18 protein-coding genes are annotated in these 14864 nt (G+C 71.7%); 11 read left to right on the top strand and 7 right to left on the bottom strand.

Annotation, left to right across the window (positions count from 1 at the left end):
• Nucleotides 1-3: 3 nt before the first annotated feature.
• Nucleotides 4-945: an LAETG motif-containing sortase-dependent surface protein gene (locus ACFULQ_RS38075; RefSeq protein WP_383553174.1), complete on the bottom strand. Its 942-nt coding sequence runs from the start codon at nt 943-945 to the stop codon at nt 4-6.
• Nucleotides 946-1254: 309 nt separating this feature from the next.
• On the opposite strand from ACFULQ_RS38075, the gene ACFULQ_RS38070 reads away from it, so the two are divergent.
• On the top strand, nt 1255-2922 hold the full coding sequence (locus ACFULQ_RS38070; protein WP_383553171.1) for a glycoside hydrolase family 13 protein: 1668 nt from the start codon (nt 1255-1257) through the stop codon (nt 2920-2922).
• On the opposite strand, the gene ACFULQ_RS38065 is transcribed toward ACFULQ_RS38070, so the two are convergent.
• Nucleotides 2919-3683, bottom strand: a complete 765-nt coding sequence (locus tag ACFULQ_RS38065) for a DUF4142 domain-containing protein (protein WP_383553243.1) — start codon at nt 3681-3683, stop codon at nt 2919-2921. The two genes, ACFULQ_RS38070 and ACFULQ_RS38065, sit on opposite strands and share 4 nt — an antisense overlap.
• 201 nt (nt 3684-3884) lie before the next feature.
• Here ACFULQ_RS38065 and ACFULQ_RS38060 point away from each other — a divergent pair, with 201 nt between their 5' ends.
• The gene (locus ACFULQ_RS38060) at nt 3885-4559 is read left to right on the top strand and encodes a DUF6445 family protein (RefSeq protein WP_383553168.1); all 675 of its coding nucleotides are present in this window, start codon (nt 3885-3887) and stop codon (nt 4557-4559) included.
• A 14-nt stretch (nt 4560-4573) separates the two neighbouring features.
• On the opposite strand, the gene ACFULQ_RS38055 is transcribed toward ACFULQ_RS38060, so the two are convergent.
• On the bottom strand, nt 4574-5041 hold the full coding sequence (locus ACFULQ_RS38055; protein ID WP_383553165.1) for a hypothetical protein: 468 nt from the start codon (nt 5039-5041) through the stop codon (nt 4574-4576).
• A 154-nt stretch (nt 5042-5195) separates the two neighbouring features.
• Between ACFULQ_RS38055 and ACFULQ_RS38050 the strand changes: the two genes are divergently transcribed.
• The gene (locus ACFULQ_RS38050; protein ID WP_383553162.1) at nt 5196-5681 is read left to right on the top strand and encodes a hypothetical protein; all 486 of its coding nucleotides are present in this window, start codon (nt 5196-5198) and stop codon (nt 5679-5681) included.
• A 325-nt stretch (nt 5682-6006) separates the two neighbouring features.
• Here ACFULQ_RS38050 and ACFULQ_RS38045 read toward each other — a convergent pair whose 3' ends face one another.
• Together ACFULQ_RS38045 and ACFULQ_RS38040 are read right to left on the bottom strand one after the other, a co-directional pair.
• A complete protein-coding gene (locus ACFULQ_RS38045; RefSeq protein ID WP_383553159.1) occupies nt 6007-6378 on the bottom strand; it encodes a DUF6479 family protein in 372 nt (123 codons plus the stop codon).
• Between the two features lie 7 nt (nt 6379-6385).
• The gene (locus tag ACFULQ_RS38040; protein WP_383553156.1) at nt 6386-6784 is read right to left on the bottom strand and encodes a luciferase family protein; all 399 of its coding nucleotides are present in this window, start codon (nt 6782-6784) and stop codon (nt 6386-6388) included.
• 182 nt (nt 6785-6966) lie between these two features.
• Between ACFULQ_RS38040 and ACFULQ_RS38035 the strand changes: the two genes are divergently transcribed.
• A complete protein-coding gene (locus tag ACFULQ_RS38035; protein WP_383553153.1) occupies nt 6967-7617 on the top strand; it encodes a DUF4328 domain-containing protein in 651 nt (216 codons plus the stop codon).
• 110 nt (nt 7618-7727) lie between these two features.
• On the top strand, nt 7728-8822 hold the full coding sequence (locus tag ACFULQ_RS38030; protein WP_383553150.1) for a sugar ABC transporter substrate-binding protein: 1095 nt from the start codon (nt 7728-7730) through the stop codon (nt 8820-8822).
• Between the two features lie 28 nt (nt 8823-8850).
• On the opposite strand, the gene ACFULQ_RS38025 is transcribed toward ACFULQ_RS38030, so the two are convergent.
• A complete protein-coding gene (locus tag ACFULQ_RS38025) occupies nt 8851-9009 on the bottom strand; it encodes a hypothetical protein (protein ID WP_020134337.1) in 159 nt (52 codons plus the stop codon).
• Between the two features lie 179 nt (nt 9010-9188).
• On the opposite strand from ACFULQ_RS38025, the gene ACFULQ_RS38020 reads away from it, so the two are divergent.
• The 3 genes from ACFULQ_RS38020 to ACFULQ_RS38010 all read left to right on the top strand — a co-directional run bounded on the left by ACFULQ_RS38020 (nt 9189) and on the right by ACFULQ_RS38010 (nt 12126).
• Nucleotides 9189-10391, top strand: a complete 1203-nt coding sequence (locus ACFULQ_RS38020) for a sensor histidine kinase (RefSeq protein WP_383553148.1) — start codon at nt 9189-9191, stop codon at nt 10389-10391.
• Nucleotides 10392-10458: 67 nt separating this feature from the next.
• Complete coding sequence (locus tag ACFULQ_RS38015; protein ID WP_383553146.1) at nt 10459-11118, top strand: response regulator transcription factor; 660 nt, start codon at nt 10459-10461, stop codon at nt 11116-11118.
• Nucleotides 11119-11223: 105 nt separating this feature from the next.
• Nucleotides 11224-12126 (top strand): CPBP family intramembrane glutamic endopeptidase, encoded by a 903-nt coding sequence (locus tag ACFULQ_RS38010; protein ID WP_383553145.1) that lies wholly within the window; start codon nt 11224-11226, stop codon nt 12124-12126.
• Between the two features lie 121 nt (nt 12127-12247).
• Here ACFULQ_RS38010 and ACFULQ_RS38005 read toward each other — a convergent pair whose 3' ends face one another.
• Nucleotides 12248-12595, bottom strand: coding sequence for a hypothetical protein (locus ACFULQ_RS38005; RefSeq protein ID WP_383553143.1), 348 nt, complete (start codon nt 12593-12595; stop codon nt 12248-12250).
• Between the two features lie 143 nt (nt 12596-12738).
• On the opposite strand from ACFULQ_RS38005, the gene ACFULQ_RS38000 reads away from it, so the two are divergent.
• Genes ACFULQ_RS38000 through ACFULQ_RS37990 form a run of 3 tightly spaced genes read left to right on the top strand, consistent with a single transcriptional unit; the run spans nt 12739 to nt 14738 of the window.
• A complete protein-coding gene (locus tag ACFULQ_RS38000) occupies nt 12739-13395 on the top strand; it encodes an RNA polymerase sigma factor (protein ID WP_383553141.1) in 657 nt (218 codons plus the stop codon).
• Complete coding sequence (locus ACFULQ_RS37995) at nt 13392-14375, top strand: CU044_5270 family protein (protein WP_383553139.1); 984 nt, start codon at nt 13392-13394, stop codon at nt 14373-14375. The genes ACFULQ_RS38000 and ACFULQ_RS37995 overlap by 4 nt, the downstream gene beginning before the upstream one ends.
• A 36-nt stretch (nt 14376-14411) precedes the next feature.
• Complete coding sequence (locus tag ACFULQ_RS37990) at nt 14412-14738, top strand: antibiotic biosynthesis monooxygenase family protein (protein ID WP_383553136.1); 327 nt, start codon at nt 14412-14414, stop codon at nt 14736-14738.
• The last annotated feature ends 126 nt before the right edge of the window (nt 14739-14864 follow it).

Raw genomic sequence — 14864 nt, 5'->3', positions numbered from 1 at the left:
GGGTCAGGCGCGCGAGGCCTTGCGGCGGCGCGTTGCCAGGACGATGCCCGCGCCGCCCGCGAGCAGCACCGCCGCACCGCCTGCGATCAGCGGGGTGTTGCTGCTGGCGCCGGTCTCGGCGAGGTCGCCGCCACCGCCGTTCGGGGTGGGCGCACCCGGGGTCGACGTGGACTCCGAGGCCGAGGGGGTGGGAGTGTCCGTGCCCGGGGTCTCGGACGCCGGAGGCGTGCTCTCGGAGGCCGGAGGCGTGGACTCGGAGGCCGGCGGGGTCGACTCCGAGGCCGGCGGAGTGGTCTCCGAGGCCGGCGGGGTCGCCGGAGGCGTGGTCTCGGTGGTCGTGCAGTCCTTCGTGCCGCCGTTCCAGGCCGCGATCAGCTTGTCCTTGATGACCGGGTGGTCCGGGCCCTTGGGGAGGTCGCCGTGCGGAAGGCCGTCGTTGGCGTCGAGCTTGCCGTCGAACTTGGTGTTGCCCCGGTAGAGGTCGACCTGCCCGAAGCAGCCCGCGTCGGGGATCGCGACGTCGAGGGTGTCGACGCCGCCGGCCTTGACGGTCACGGTGTCGAAGTCGTGGAAGACCTGCTCACCGGAGGTGGCGAACGTCGGGCCGTGCGCGAGGTAGGACGCGAGCGAGGCGGTGCACGTGCTGGCGTCGCCCGCGGCGCGGACCTTGACGTGGACCTTGCCGTCGTCACCCGGCTTGAGGTTCTGGTCGTCGACCTTGACCGAGGCGAAGAAGTTCTTGCCGTCGAGGGAGAACTCGCAGCGGTCGGTCTCGGTCTTCGAGCCGGCGCCCGTGCCCGGCTTGTAGTGTCCGCCGTCCCCCCAGCCCTTGCCGCCGGGGCAGTCGGAGGCCGAGGCGACGGAGGCGAGGGCGGCGGAGAAGGCGAGCGTCGCGGCGCCCGTCCCCAGCAGGCGCCGAAGGGTGACACGTCTCGCTATGGACATAGATATCCCGTCAGGATGAGAGTGAGTGATCACTGAAAGCATCAGAAACACTGGGCCCATTGGTCACATGCGCCACAGTGTTCAGACATCGTGGATCTCCTGGCGGAATGCTGTCAACCTGCGGTGATGCAAGGGCCGTTCAGGAGCCATCACAATTTCGACACACCGGGAATCATTGGCTCCGGATAAGCCCGGGTTGATTTTCCGGTGAGGTGGACAGATATCCCCTTTGTCGCCCACGGCGAATTCGTCGCCCGTACGGAATGAAACGCACTGCAACGGACTGAAACGCACTGCAGAGGAGCCCGCGTGACCCCCCGCACCACCACGCCCGACCTCTCCGGCAAGGACCCGAACTGGTGGCGACAGGCCGTCGTCTACCAGGTCTACCCCCGCAGCTTCGCCGACGCGGACGGCGACGGTCTCGGGGATCTCCGGGGCGTCACCGAACGCCTCGGACACCTGGCCGCCCTCGGCGCCGACGCCCTGTGGCTGAGCCCCTTCTACCCCTCCGAACTCGCCGACGGCGGCTACGACGTCGCCGACTACCGGGACGTCGACCCCCGCCTGGGCACCCTGGACGACTTCGACGCCCTGGTCGCCGAGGCCCACCGGCTCGGCCTGAAAGTGATCGTCGACCTCGTCCCGAACCACACCTCCCACCGGCACGCCTGGTTCCAGGAGGCCCTCGCCGCCGGCCCCGGCTCCGCCGCCCGCGCGCGGTACGTCTTCCGGGACGGCCGCGGCGCGCACGGCGAACTGCCGCCCACCGACTGGCAGTCCGTGTTCGGCGGCAGCGCCTGGCAGAGGGTGCCGGACGGGCAGTGGTACCTGCATCTGTTCGCCCCCGAGCAGCCCGACCTCGACTGGTCCCACGAGGAGGTCCGCGAGGACTTCCGCACCACCCTGCGGTTCTGGTCCGACCGCGGGGTCGACGGTTTCCGGGTGGACGTGGCGCACGCGCTGGCCAAGGACCTGACCGAGCCGCTGCGCGACCTCGGCGACCTGCCCGGCGTCGCGGAGGAGGCGCTGGACCGTCTGCCGCCGGGCAGCCATCCCTACTGGGACCGCGACGAGGTCCACGAGATCTACCGCGACTGGCGCACGATCCTCGACTCCTACACCCCGCCCCGCATGGCCGTCGCCGAGGCGTGGGTGCCGGGCGCCCGCCGCGCGCGGTACGCCCGCGCCGACGAACTCGGCCAGGCCTTCAACTTCGAGTACCTCCAGACCCCTTGGGACGCCGACGCGCTGCGCGAGGTCATCACCGACTCCCTCGCCACCGCGCGCGCGGCGCACGCCTCGGCGACCTGGGTGCTCTCCAACCACGACGTCGTACGGCACGCCTCCCGCCTGGTGCTGCCGCCGGGCACCGACGAGAACGCCTGGCTGCTGGCCGGCGGCCGGGCGCCCGCGATCGACCCCGAGCAGGGCCTGCGGCGCGCTCGCGCGGCCACCGTGCTCATGCTGGCGCTGCCGGGATCGTCGTACGTCTACCAGGGCGAGGAACTCGGCCTGCACGAGGTCGCCGACCTGCCCTTCGAGGTGCTCCAGGACCCGATCTGGGAGCAGACCGGGCGGGTGCGCAAGGGGCGCGACGGATGCCGGGTGCCGCTGCCCTGGACGACGAGCGGGCCGTCGTACGGCTTCGGGGCGGGCGGGGCCTGGCTGCCGCAGCCGCAGTGGTTCGCGCGGTACGCCGTCGAGGCCCAGGACGGCACGGAGGGCTCCACGCTGGAGCTCTACCGCACCGCCCTGCGGCTGCGCCGCAAGCTCCTCCAGGGGGAGGAGCTGACCTGGACGGACACCGGTCCGGCCGGGGTGCTGGACTTCGTCCGGCACGAGGGCTGGCGGTGTGTCACGAACCTGTCGGAGAGCGCGGTCCCGCTTCCCGAAGGGGAGGTGCTGCTCGCCAGCGGCCCGCTGGAGAACGGGCGGCTGGGACCGGACACCACGGTCTGGCTCGGCCAGGGCTAACCCACCGTCGGCGAGGCACCCGTGGCCGGGGTGGCGCCGCCACCGTTCGCGTTGTTCTCGCCCGGGATCCCGAGCGGGGTGGACGTCGGGTTCGGCGGCGGGGTCAGCACGACCATCGGGGCGCCCGGCTGCGGGGCCGGCGGTGTGAGGTCCGTGGCGGGCAGCTTCGGCGGGGTGGTCTGCATGAACAGGGCCTGGTCGAAGTTGACGAAGCCGGTCTTCTCCATGACCGTCATGTGGTCGAGCACCGTGTCGTTGGCCATGTCGGCCAGCGACCGCACCAGGGAGTTCTTGGTGGTGGAGCGGATCTTCGCGATCGCGTTGAAGATCGAGCCGTGCGTCACACGCAGGATGTTGGCGAAGTTCGAGTCGAACTGCTGGCCGGAGCTGGAGTCGATCGTGTTCACGAAGCCGACCTGCTGCGGGCTCGCCACGTTCGGGATGCTGATGTTCAGCATCGGGGCGATCTTGCGGCAGGCGGCGTCCAGGGCCGCGTGTCCGTCGATGAGGTGGCGCCCGGCCTCCTTCACCTCCGGGGTCGTCCCCTTCTGCTGGGCGATCTGGCCCAGCGGGTACTCCCACAGACCGGCCGCTCGCACCTTGACCACGAAGTCGCGGTCCTGCTCGGTCAGCGGGCCCCACTGCGTCTGCGCGATGATTCTGTCCTGTGCGGTGGCCGCCTGGCTGACACCCAGCATGGACGGGTACGCGAGCGCACCCAGGGTCAGTGTGAGGGCTCCGCCTACGAACAGCGTTCCCATCGCGTTGCGCGAGAGTGGCACCGTGCCTCCTGCCCGGTCGGTGACCCCGCCACGTGGCGGGTCGGACGCACAGGAGTACGGACGCGGGGGCGTCTGTGTTCATCGGCCCGTCACCGGTTGACTTTTCATTGACCGTCACACGGGGAAGTCCGGGGCAAAACGCGGGAGAGACATGACGCGTCCCGCACCTAGATTCGCTGCATGTCCATGCCACGACAGCGGTCGCTTCCCGTCCTCCCCTACCGCAAGCCCACCAAGGGCCGCGACTACTGGGTGATCGACGACGTGCTCCCGGACGTCGACGCCGTACGGGAGCGCTGCCTCGCGAAGGACGACTGGGTGAAGGGACATCCGTACACCTCGGAGGCCTGGCCCGGACTGCGGACCATGCCGGGGCTCGAACCCGCCGAGCTCGCACGGGTGGAGGGGCTGGTGCGGAAGGCCACGGGGGCCCCGAAGCTGTGGGTGCAGCGGGCGCCCGGCGGGGGCACCCTCAACCACAACTGCGTGCAGGTGGTGGGGGAGGGCGAGAGCGAGCCCCGGCCGCACACCGACTCCCGGGCGCTGTGCCGGTACGCCGCCGTGCTGTACCTCAACCCGGGTGTACCGAAGGACTGCGGCACCAGTTTCTACCGGCAGTCCCTGCCGGGCGGGCGGCTCGGCGGCAATGTCGTGCAGGCCCCGCACAACAACCTCGTGGACGCGCTCGGCACGCGGTTCGTGGCGCCGGACGCCTTCGAGGAGGACGTACGGGTGCCGCACAGGTACAACCGGCTGCTGCTGTACAACGCCAACCTCGTGCACAGTGCGACCGGTTACTTCGGGGGGACGCTGGCGGAGAAGCGGATGACGGCGGTGTTCTTCTGGATGGCGTGACGGGGCGGTCGGGGTCAGTAGCGGACCGCTCGTGACACCTTGGCCGTCACCTTTCCCGACAGGTCGTGCGTGCTGCGGGCGGTCGCCGTGCCCGTGCCGCCCGCGGGGACGTCGGACACCGTCACCACGGCCACGTCCTGGAGCTTGCCGTCCTGGCGGGTGAAGTCGACCTGGACGGTGAAGGACTTGGCCGAGCCGGCACTGTTGGTCGCGGTGACCTGGACTGTCGTACGGCCGTCGGAGGCGGTCGTGGGGGCGGTGAGCCGTACGTCGTCCCTGGCGTCGACGCCGTTCTTGATGTCGTCGAAGCGCCGGCCCGCCTCCGCCGTGGCCGACGACACCGCGTCCCCGGCCTGGGAGGCCGCGGAGGCGACCTTGCTCGCCACGGAGGACGGGCTGTCCTCGTCGGAGCAGGCGGTGAGGCCGGTGAGACCGGTGAGGGCCAGGGCCGTCAGCAGCGCGGGCGTCGTCCAGCGGGTCATCTCGCCTCCGGGTGCGGGGTGCTGTTCCTTCAGTGAAGGGCCGCGGTCGTACGGCCGCACGCCCGGTGTCACCCGGATGGCCCACCCCCGTGGTGGCCGCCCGGGCTGCGCCGGATGGTCGAAGCACATCGACCACGAAAGGTGGAACACGGCCATGACACAGCAACCGCACGCCACCCAGCCGCCCACCGGCGAGCGGCACCAAGCGTCCGCCGGCATGTCCTCCTCCCCGGCGCCGGGCCCCGGGTTCACGCCCACCGAGGCCGCCTGGGCCTCCGGCGGGGTCGTCTTCGCCGGTGTGCTGATGCTGATGAACGGCGTGCTGGCGATCTTCCAGGGCATCTCCCTGCTCGCCGAGGACGACGTCTGGGCCCGGGTCGGTGACTACGTCTACAAGGTCAGCCTCACCGGCTGGGGCGTGATCCTGCTCTGCCTGGGCGTGCTCGCCGCGGTCACCGGCGCGTTCATCCTCCGGGACGCCTCGTGGGCCCGCATGACCGGCATCTTCCTGGCGTCCCTGAGCATGCTGGCCCAGTTCCTCTTCCTGCCCTACGCCCCGGTCTGGTCGGTCATCATGATCGGCCTCGACTTCTTCGCCATCTGGGCCCTGGCGGTGTACCGCCCAGCGATGCGCGCCTGACAACGACCAGCTGACCCGGCCCGGCCGACCATCCCGGCCGGGCCCGCTGGTTCGCCGCGGGGCGCGCGGAGGGGGCCGCGAGCGGGGCCGGAGGCGCCAGGCGGCGAGGCCGGTGAGACACGCCGGGTCCTGGTCGACGCGGGCCCAGCAATCAGGGGCGCGGGGAACTGCGCGACCAGCCACGACGGACCCGCAGCCGCCCTCCACCGCACCCTCCACGGCGGTGACGGCCAGAGCGACCAGCCACGACGGACCCGCAGCCGCTACCTCACCGCACCCCCCCGGCGCTCACGACCTCCTGGGATGGACCGGGGCCACAGCCCCGTCACACGTGGCCGAGGCCCCCGCTGCCGAAGCCGCCGCTGGAGCCGGGGAGCCAGCGTTTGCGGTGCTGGTCCTTTCCTCGTCTGGTGGATGAGGGGTGGAGTTCGTGGGGCATCAGCCGTTCGTGGCCGTCCGTGGCGTCCGACAGCTCGTCCGGTTCTCGCATCTCCCGGAGCTCGCGAATCGGTCCCGTCTCCGGAAGGCGGGGCTGCTCCTCGACCTTGGGCCGCGGCAGTTCGCGTTCCTGGACCCGCATCCCGAACTGCACCGCCCACACCAGTGCACCGGCGATGAACAGGCCACCGACAAAGGCGGCGATCACGTTGAGTACTTCGCTCGACGTGGCCGCTATTACAAACGTCGCCGTACTCATAGTCCGATTATCGCCGAATTGGCTCGATCGGGCAGTCCCGCGGCACGACAGTGACCCGGTGAAAATTGCACGCGGCCGGGCCCACCGCCGGCCGCCCCGTCTGGTGGGCCTTGAGCGCCATGCTGACCAGGCTCATCAGCAGGTCGACGTCGGTCTCGCAGTCGAGGTGGACGGTGACCCACCGGGACCCCGGCACCACCCGGACCGCGGTCGACTCCTGGAGGTCGGCGTGGAACCTGCGGATGGCCGGCTCGGTGAGGTGCAGGTCCACGTCCCGCCCCGGATGGAAGTGGACGATCTCGCTGTGCACGGAACGCAGCGCCAGCCCCGCCCCGCAGCTGGGCAGACCGGTACTGAGGTCGGACCACGCCTCCAGGCGCTCCAGGGCACGCTCGGCCAGAGTCATGCCCCCATCGTCGCCCGATCACCGCCCCGCAACCAGAGGTTGAGCGAAACGTCACCGGGGCGTGAGGTACCCAAGGGACCCGGCACCCCTTCCGCACAGGCCCCGCCCGGAACATCCGCGTGAACCGTTCCCGGGCTTCGCAACGATGAGGGGGCGAACCGATCTTTTCCTTGGGGGACCACATGACCGAGAACGCCGTCCGGCCCGCCCTGCGCCCAGCAGCCGGCTCCGCCCGACTCGCCGTCGCCGGGCTCGGGCTCGCCGGTGCCGCCTGGGCGCTGCGGGCCCTGTGGCACGTCCGGCTCGCCGTCGCGGGGGAGCCCGCCGCCGGGCCGCCGGACCAGGGCGAGGGCGTGCACCGGCCGCTGAACGCGCTGGAGAACTCGTACCACCTGGTCAGCGGGGCCGGAGACATCCTCGTGCTGCTGTGCGCGGCCGCGTTCATCGGCTGGCTGTGGCGGATGCGGGACAACGCGCGCGCCCTGTCCGGCGAGCGCCCGCGCTACGCCGGCATCTGGGTCTACGCCTCCTGGGTCGTGCCGATCGTCAACCTGTGGTTCCCGCGCGGCATAGTCGCCGACATCCACCACCAGAGCGCCCCGGGCCACAAGCTGCCCGCCGTCGTGAACGTGTGGTGGGCGCTGTGGCTGGTCGGCCTGGTCAGCGGTCTCGGGCTGACGTACGACGACAGCACCGACGAGGTCATCGCCCGCGCCTACCACGGCGTGACCGGTCTGCTGGTCGGCGACCTCGCCATGGTCGGCGCCGCCGTCGCCGGGATCCTCATGGTGCGCACCCTCACCGACCGGCAACTTGTGCACATCGGTGCCTAGTTGCGGACGCCGAGTGGTGATCCCTTGAAGGAAGCCGTCAGGCCGTTTGATCGGGTTGGGGGGCACTTACTGTTGCGCCTACGTGACATCCCCCCACCCCCAGGATCGCCATGCGTACCGTCCCCTCCGTCATGGCCGTCTGCGCGTCGGCCCTTCTGCTCAGCTCCTGCGGAGTCGGCAGCAGTGACACCGCGGTGAGCCCCAGGAAGGGCGACGACATCACCCTGGGACTGCTGCTCCCCGACCGGGACACCAGCCGCTTCGACCGGTTCGACCACCCCCTCATCAAGAAGGAGGTGGCGGCCCTCACCCACGGCAAGGGCAAGGTCGCCTACGCCAACGCCGGGGCGAGCGCGAAGCGGCAGAGCGAGCAGTTCCGGAAGATGGTCGCCGACAAGGTGGACGTGATCCTGGTGGACGCGGTCGACGCCGCGGCGATCGAACCGTCCGTCCAGAAGGCGAAGGACGCGGGCATCCCCGTCATCGCCTACGACCGCCTCGCCCAGGGCCCGATCGACGCCTACGTCTCGCACGACAACGAACTCGTCGGCGAGGTGCAGGGCCGCTCCATCGTCGAGGCGCTCGGCGACAAGGCCGAGACCAGCAAGGTCGTCATGATGAACGGCTCGCCCGCCGACCCCAACACCGCGCTCTTCAAGAAGGGCGCGACCAGCGAGCTCGACGGCAAGGTCGTCATCGCCAAGCAGTACGACACCCGCGAGTGGCTGCCCTCGGTCGCCAAGGCCAACATGAAGGCGGCGATCGCCTCCGTCGGCCTGAACAACATCGCGGCCGTGTACTCGGCCAACGACGACATGGCGGGCGCGGTCATCGACGAGCTCAAGAAGGCGGGGGCGAGCAGGATCCCGCCGGTGACCGGGCAGGACGCCACCCTCGCCGCCGTGCAGCGCGTGGTGTCGGGGGAGCAGTACATGACCGTGTACAAGTCGTTCCTGCTGGAGGCGACCAACGCGGCGCAGATCGCGGTGTACAAGGTCCAGGGCCGCGACCTCCAGTTCGACGCGCTGATCCGCGACAAGGTGAACAGCCCCACCCAGGACGACATCCCGTCCCTGCTGGTGCCGGTGGTCGCCCTGACCAAGGACAACATCGAGCAGACGGTCGTCAAGGACGGCGTCTACACCGTCCAGCAGATCTGCACCGCGCCGTACGCGGCGGACTGCGCGGAGATCGGCCTCAAGTAGCCGGCCGTCGGACCCCGGTGGCCGTCCCTCAGGGACCGGTGCGCACCCGTCGTACGACAAGGGCGGTCGCCGTCAGCGCGGTGACCGTGCCGAACGCCAGGTGCACCGCGGTGTCGGCGGGGGTGAAGGACGCGATCGCGTTGCCGAGCACGCTGAGGACGAGCAGGGGCCACAGCACGAGGTTCACGGGGTACTCCAGGAGGCTCGGTGGTTGTCGGTGCCGACGACGCTACGAGCCGGCACCCGGTCCGGCCGATCCAGCCCGCCGCCCGGTCCGGGGTACAGCAGGCTGTACTTTCCGGCTCCCGGCGGTGCGGTGAACCCTCCTTCCGCCTAGGGTCGTTGTCCTCCAGCAGAGGGGGTTCCATGGCCACCGCCGACCTCAAGGGCCTGGTCGTGGGCACCGCGACCACCGCCGCCGCCGCGCTCGGCCAACTGGTCTCCGGACTCGGTACGGCCACCCTCGCGCCGTTCGCCCTGCTGTGGCTGGCGCTGCCCGGAGGGGTCCGGGTGCTGCACGCCCTGGCCGACATGGAGCGCGCCCGGCTCGCCCGCTGGGGCCCCGAGGTCATCGCCCCTGACCCGCCGCCCGCACGGCTGCGGGCCGCCCTCACCGACCCCACGACCCGACGCGAACTCCGCTGGCTGCTGCGCCACCTGGCCCTCGGACTGCCGCTCGGCATGCTCGGGTTCGTGCTGCCGCTGGTCGCCGTACGGGACGCGGCCTTTCCGCTGTACTGGCGGCTCGCCCCCACGGACGCGACCGCCACGTCCATCGGGATCGGCGTCGCGCACTCCTGGGCGGACGCCCTCGCCGTGGGCCTGCTCGGCGTCGGCTGGATCGCCATCATCCTGGGGCTCACCCCCGCCCTGGCCCGGCTCCAGGCGGACCCGGGACGCCGGCTCCTGTCGGCCGGACCCGACGCCGACCTCTCCCTGCGCGTCGCCGAGCTGACCGCCACCCGGGCCGCCGCACTCGACGCCCACGCCACCGAACTGCGGCGCATCGAGCGGTCGTTGCACGACGGCACCCAGAACCGGATCGTCACCGTGACCGTGCTGCTCGGGGCCGCCCGCCGGATGGTCGCCCGTGATCCGGCGGGCGCCGACGCACTCCTGGAGCGCGCCCAGTCCGCCGCCGAACAGGCACTGGCCGAACTGCGGACGGTCTCCCGCTCCATCCTGCCGCCGGTGCTCGCGGACCGGGGCCTTGAGGGAGCGCTCACCGGGCTCGCGGCCGAGAGCGCGGTGCCCTGCACGGTCGACGTGGAGGTGGAGCGGCGGTGCGCGGCCTCCGTCGAGGCGACCGCCTACTACGTGGTCGCCGAGGCGCTGACCAACATCGCCAAGCACAGCGGCGCGTCCCGGGCCACCGTCACGGTCCGCGCACCGGGCCCACGGCTCCTGCTGAACGTCACGGACGACGGCCGGGGCGGCGCCGACGAGCACACCGGCACCGGCCTCTCCGGCATCCGGCGCCGGGTGGCCGCCCACGACGGCAGCCTCAGGCTGACCAGCCCGGCCGGCGGTCCGACGGTGGTGGAGGTGGAGCTGCCGTGCGGTGCCTGAGCGGCTGTGGGGCCGTATGTGAGGACGCTCTAAGGGGCGCCCCTGAGACTCTGGAGGTGGACCTGCCATGCGGATCGTGATCGCCGAGGACGATCCCCTGCTGCGCGAGGGCCTCGCCCTGCTGCTGCGCGCCGAGGGACTGGACGTGGTCGCCACGGCCGACACCGCCGACGGCGCGCTCGACGCCGTCGACACCCACAAGCCGGACGTGGCCATCCTCGACGTACGGATGCCGCCCACCCACACCGACGAGGGGATCCGCGCGGCCGTCGAGGCCCGGCGGCGCAGGCCCGACCTCGCCGTCCTGGTGCTCTCCGCCTATGTCGAGCAGAGCTTCGCCACCGAGCTGCTGACCGGTGGGGTGGGCGGGTTGGGCTATCTGCTGAAGGAACGGGTCGGCCGCGTCGAGGAGTTCCTCGACGCGCTGCGCCGGGTCGCCGCCGGCGGCACCGCCATCGACCCCGAGGTCGTCGCCCAGCTGTTCACCCGCTCCCGCCAGGACGCCCGGCTCGAACGGCTCAGCCCGCGCGAGAAGGACGTACTCGCCCTGATGGCCGAGGGACTGGGCAACAGTGCCGTCGCGGAGCGGCTGTTCGTGACCGACGGGGCCGTGCACAAGCACATCCGCAGCATCTTCGCGAAGCTCGACCTGGCCCCGACCGACCAGGTGGACCGGCGGGTGGCCGCGGTGCTGCGGTACCTGGAGGACGCGCGCCGGACCCGCTGAGTACAGCCTGCTGTACCGGGAGTCGGGGCGTGCGCGGCAATGATCCCGGGGCGCCGCGCTGATGTGCTGGAGACATCACATCAACCCCCTTGGAAGGGAACCGCGGTGAGCGTCCAAGCCCCCGTCAGCACCGAGCCCCGACCGGTCCCGCAGAAGTCCCAAGGGCTGCGCGGAAGCATCCGCCGCAACCCCCTGACCTGGTTCTTCACCCTGGCCTTCGCCCTGAGCTGGGCCGCCTGGACACCGTACGTCCTCTCCCGCAACGGCCTCGACGTCTGGCAGTTCACCTTCCCTGGCGGCCGCGCGGGCAGCCAGCTCACCGGCGTCCTGCCCGGCGCCTACCTCGGCCCGATCGCCTCGGCGCTCCTCGTCACCGGCGTCACGGAGGGACGCGCGGGCCTGCGGACCTGGCGGGGCCGGATGCTGCGGTTCAAGGTGAGCTGGCGCTGGTACCTGGTGGTGCTGCTCTCCGTACCGGTCGCGCTGACCCTGGCCTCCGCCGTGCTGGCCGGCCGCGGCCCCGCGCTGCCGTCCGCGATGATCCTCGCCGCCTATCTGCCCGGACTGCTCATCCAGATGATCACCACGGGTCTCGCGGAGGAGCCGGGCTGGCGGGAGTTCGCCATGCCGCGGATGCAGCGCCGCCACGGCCCCCTGACCGCGACCCTCGTCGTCGGCGTGCTGTGGGGCTGCTGGCACCTGCCGCTGTTCCTGACCGAGTGGGGCGGCGGACCGCACGTCTCCTGGACCGTGCCGGCGCAGTTCCTCGCGATGACGGTCGCCTTCAGCTTCGTCATGACGTGGGTGTTCAACCGGTCCGGCGAGAGCATGCCGCTGGTCATGCTGCTGCACACCGGCGTCAACAACTACCTCTCGCTCGCCTGGACGGACATGTTCCCCTCGCTGTCCGAGCACGACGCCGCGCGGTCCCTGCTGCTCGCGGCGACGGTCGCGGCACTGATCCTGCTGGCCGCGACGCGGGGGCGGCTGGGGCTGCCCAGGCGGTGATCCTGTACGTAGGAACGGGCTCCCGGCGCCTCCCTCGTCGCTCCGGGAGCCCGTTCCGGTGCGTCCCCGGGGGACTGTTCGTCGCTCGTGGCGGACCGGATGTCGTTCCGGCCCGGAAATCTCAGTCGGAACGGCTCGCGAACTGGAGCGAGATGCGTCGCAGGACGTCCGCGGCGGAGGTGTCGGTGCGGCCCTCGTCGTGGACCTCGGCCAGCTGGACGAAGGCGAAGGCGAAGCAGTTGGCGATGGCCGCGATGGCGGGACCGAGCTCCTCCACGACGGCGTCCGCGGCGGCGTGGCCGCTGGCGTCGGCGGGGAGGTGGATGAGGGGCAGGGTCTCCACGAGGAGCGCGGAGACGGCGCCGGTCAGCGCGGCCTGCCGGTCGGGTTGTTCGCGCACCTGCCTGCGCATCTCCAGGGCCTCGGTGAGGATGCCGACGACGTTCTGCATGACCTCTCGCTGCTGCATGCTCCGCAGGGTATGCGGTGGGGTCGTGTGTCGTCTGCGGCGCCGTGGGGGCTGGTCGCGCCCGCGCGGCGGTAGCCGCAAATCGACACAGCCTCGCGCCCCTGGGTGGGTCACGCCAAGTGTGTTACAGACCACAGGAACCTATGGCTCGGGAGCGGAGCGTTAGTGGTGTGAGGGAAACAGAGACGGCGGAACCCGCGCGGGCGCGGATACGGGCCGGGGACCGGGCGGCCTTCGGGGAGTTGTACGACCGGTACGCGCGGGCCGTGTACAACCACGCCCTGCGGCTGACCGGGAACTGGGCCGAGGCCGAGGAGGCGATGTCCGAGACGTTTCTCGCCGCGTGGCGGACCAGGGAGACGGTGGACCTGGAAGGGGGTTCGCTCAAGCCCTGGCTGCTCGGGATCGCCACGCACAAGGCGCACAACGTCAACCGGGGCCTGCGGCGCCGCCTCGCGTTCCTGGCCCGCAGTCCGCAGCCGCGGCCGGTCGAGGACTTCGCCGAGGAGACCGCGGGCCGTATCGACGACGCCCGGCGGCTTGAGGTGGTGCACCGCGCGCTGGGCCGGCTGGGCCGCCAGGACCGCGAGGTGTTCGCGCTGTGCGTGTCGGCCGGCCTCGACTACCGGCAGGCCGCCGAGGCCCTGGGCATCCCCGTCGGCACCGTGCGCTCCCGGCTGTCACGGGCCCGCGCCCGGCTCGCCCGGCTCAGTGCGGAGGCGGAACCGCCCCCGGCCCGCGGAGGGATGGAGAGTGAGGCCGCGCTCGCGGCCCTGTTCCTGAAGGAGGAGACCCGATGAACGAGGCCGAGGAACTGCCGGCCACGGCGGAGTGGGACCTCCCGCCGGAGCGCCACCGTCACTTCAAGGACGTACTCATGCAGCGGATCGACGACGACAACCAGCGCGCCCGACAGCCTTCCGTACGACGCCGGTTCGCCCGGCCGGCCGTGCTGGTCCCGCTGGTCTCGGCGGCCCTGACGGGAGTCCTGCTCACCACGGTCACGACCGCGGGGCACACCCCCGCCGAGACCCCGAGCGCCTCCGCCACCCTCCAGCGCATCGCCACGGCCGCCATGGCGAGCGACACGATCCGGGTGCGGGACGACCAGTTCGTGTACGTGCGGAGCCTGGACCGCTCGAACACGGGCAGCTTCACCGGACCGGTCAAGCTCGGTGCCGCGCACACGGAGGAGCGCTGGACCGCCCAGGACCCCGGCCCGCTCAGGGTCACCGGCTGGCTGCGGGCCAGCGGCAAGGACGCGATCATGCCGGGCCAACTCATCCCGATCGAGTCCCCCGACCCCGTCCCGGTCGGCGTCGCCCACCCCACCTACCGATGGCTGGCCTCGCTGCCCACCGACCCCGACGCCCTGCTCGCCAGGCTGTACAAGGAGGCGAGGCCCGTCGAGGGCGAGTCCCGGGACCAGGCGGTCTTCTCCCTGATCGGCGATCTGATCGGGGGCACGGTGATGCCGCCCGCCACCATGGCCGCGTTCTACCGGGCGGCCGCGAAGCTGCCCGGGGTGCGGGAGATCCCGGACGCCGTCGACGCGGCCGGCCGGCACGGCGTCGCGATCACCCTCGACGACACCGGCTTCGCGACCCGCGACGAATGGATCTTCGACAGGAAGACCCTGGCGCTGCTCGGCTCCCGCTTCTACATCACCGACCCCGACCGCGGGATCACGACCGAGACGCTGGCCGGCACCAGTGCGGTGATGGAGACCGCGGTGGTCGACGGGAAGGGCGAGGTGCCCGCACGGGCGGCCGCCCGCTGACGTCCCGCTGATGCCCCTTGCAGCACAATTGCGGACATGAGCATCGTCAAGATCAACGTACTCACGGTCCCCGAGGAGCAGCGCGAGACGCTGGAGAAGCGGTTCGCCTCCCGGGCGGGGACCGTGGAGAGCTCGGACGGGTTCGAGTGGTTCGAGCTGCTGCGGCCCGTCGAGGGCACCGACACCTACCTCGTCTACACCCGCTGGCGGGACGAGGAGTCGTTCCAGCAGTGGATGTCCGGGATGGCACAGGCCTCGCACGGCGGCGGCGGAGCTGAGGGCGAGCGGCCCAGGCCCGCCGCCTCCGGCTCCACACTGTGGACGTTCGAGGTCGTCCAGCAGGGCGCGCCCAAGAGTTCGTGAGCACGATCATGGGCGGACCTTCTTGAGGCGTCACCAGCCGATGAGGCCGCAGACCAGGGAGACGAGGGCGTCGTGCGGGTAGCGGTCGCGGACCTGTGAGGTGGTGGGCCGCCCTCCCGGCCAGGG

The sequence above is a fragment of the Streptomyces sp. NPDC057253 genome, assembly GCF_042669125.1.
In the GTDB taxonomy this organism is placed as follows: Bacteria; Actinomycetota; Actinomycetes; order Streptomycetales; family Streptomycetaceae; genus Streptomyces.
This window is presented reverse-complemented; position numbering and strand designations above follow the sequence as displayed.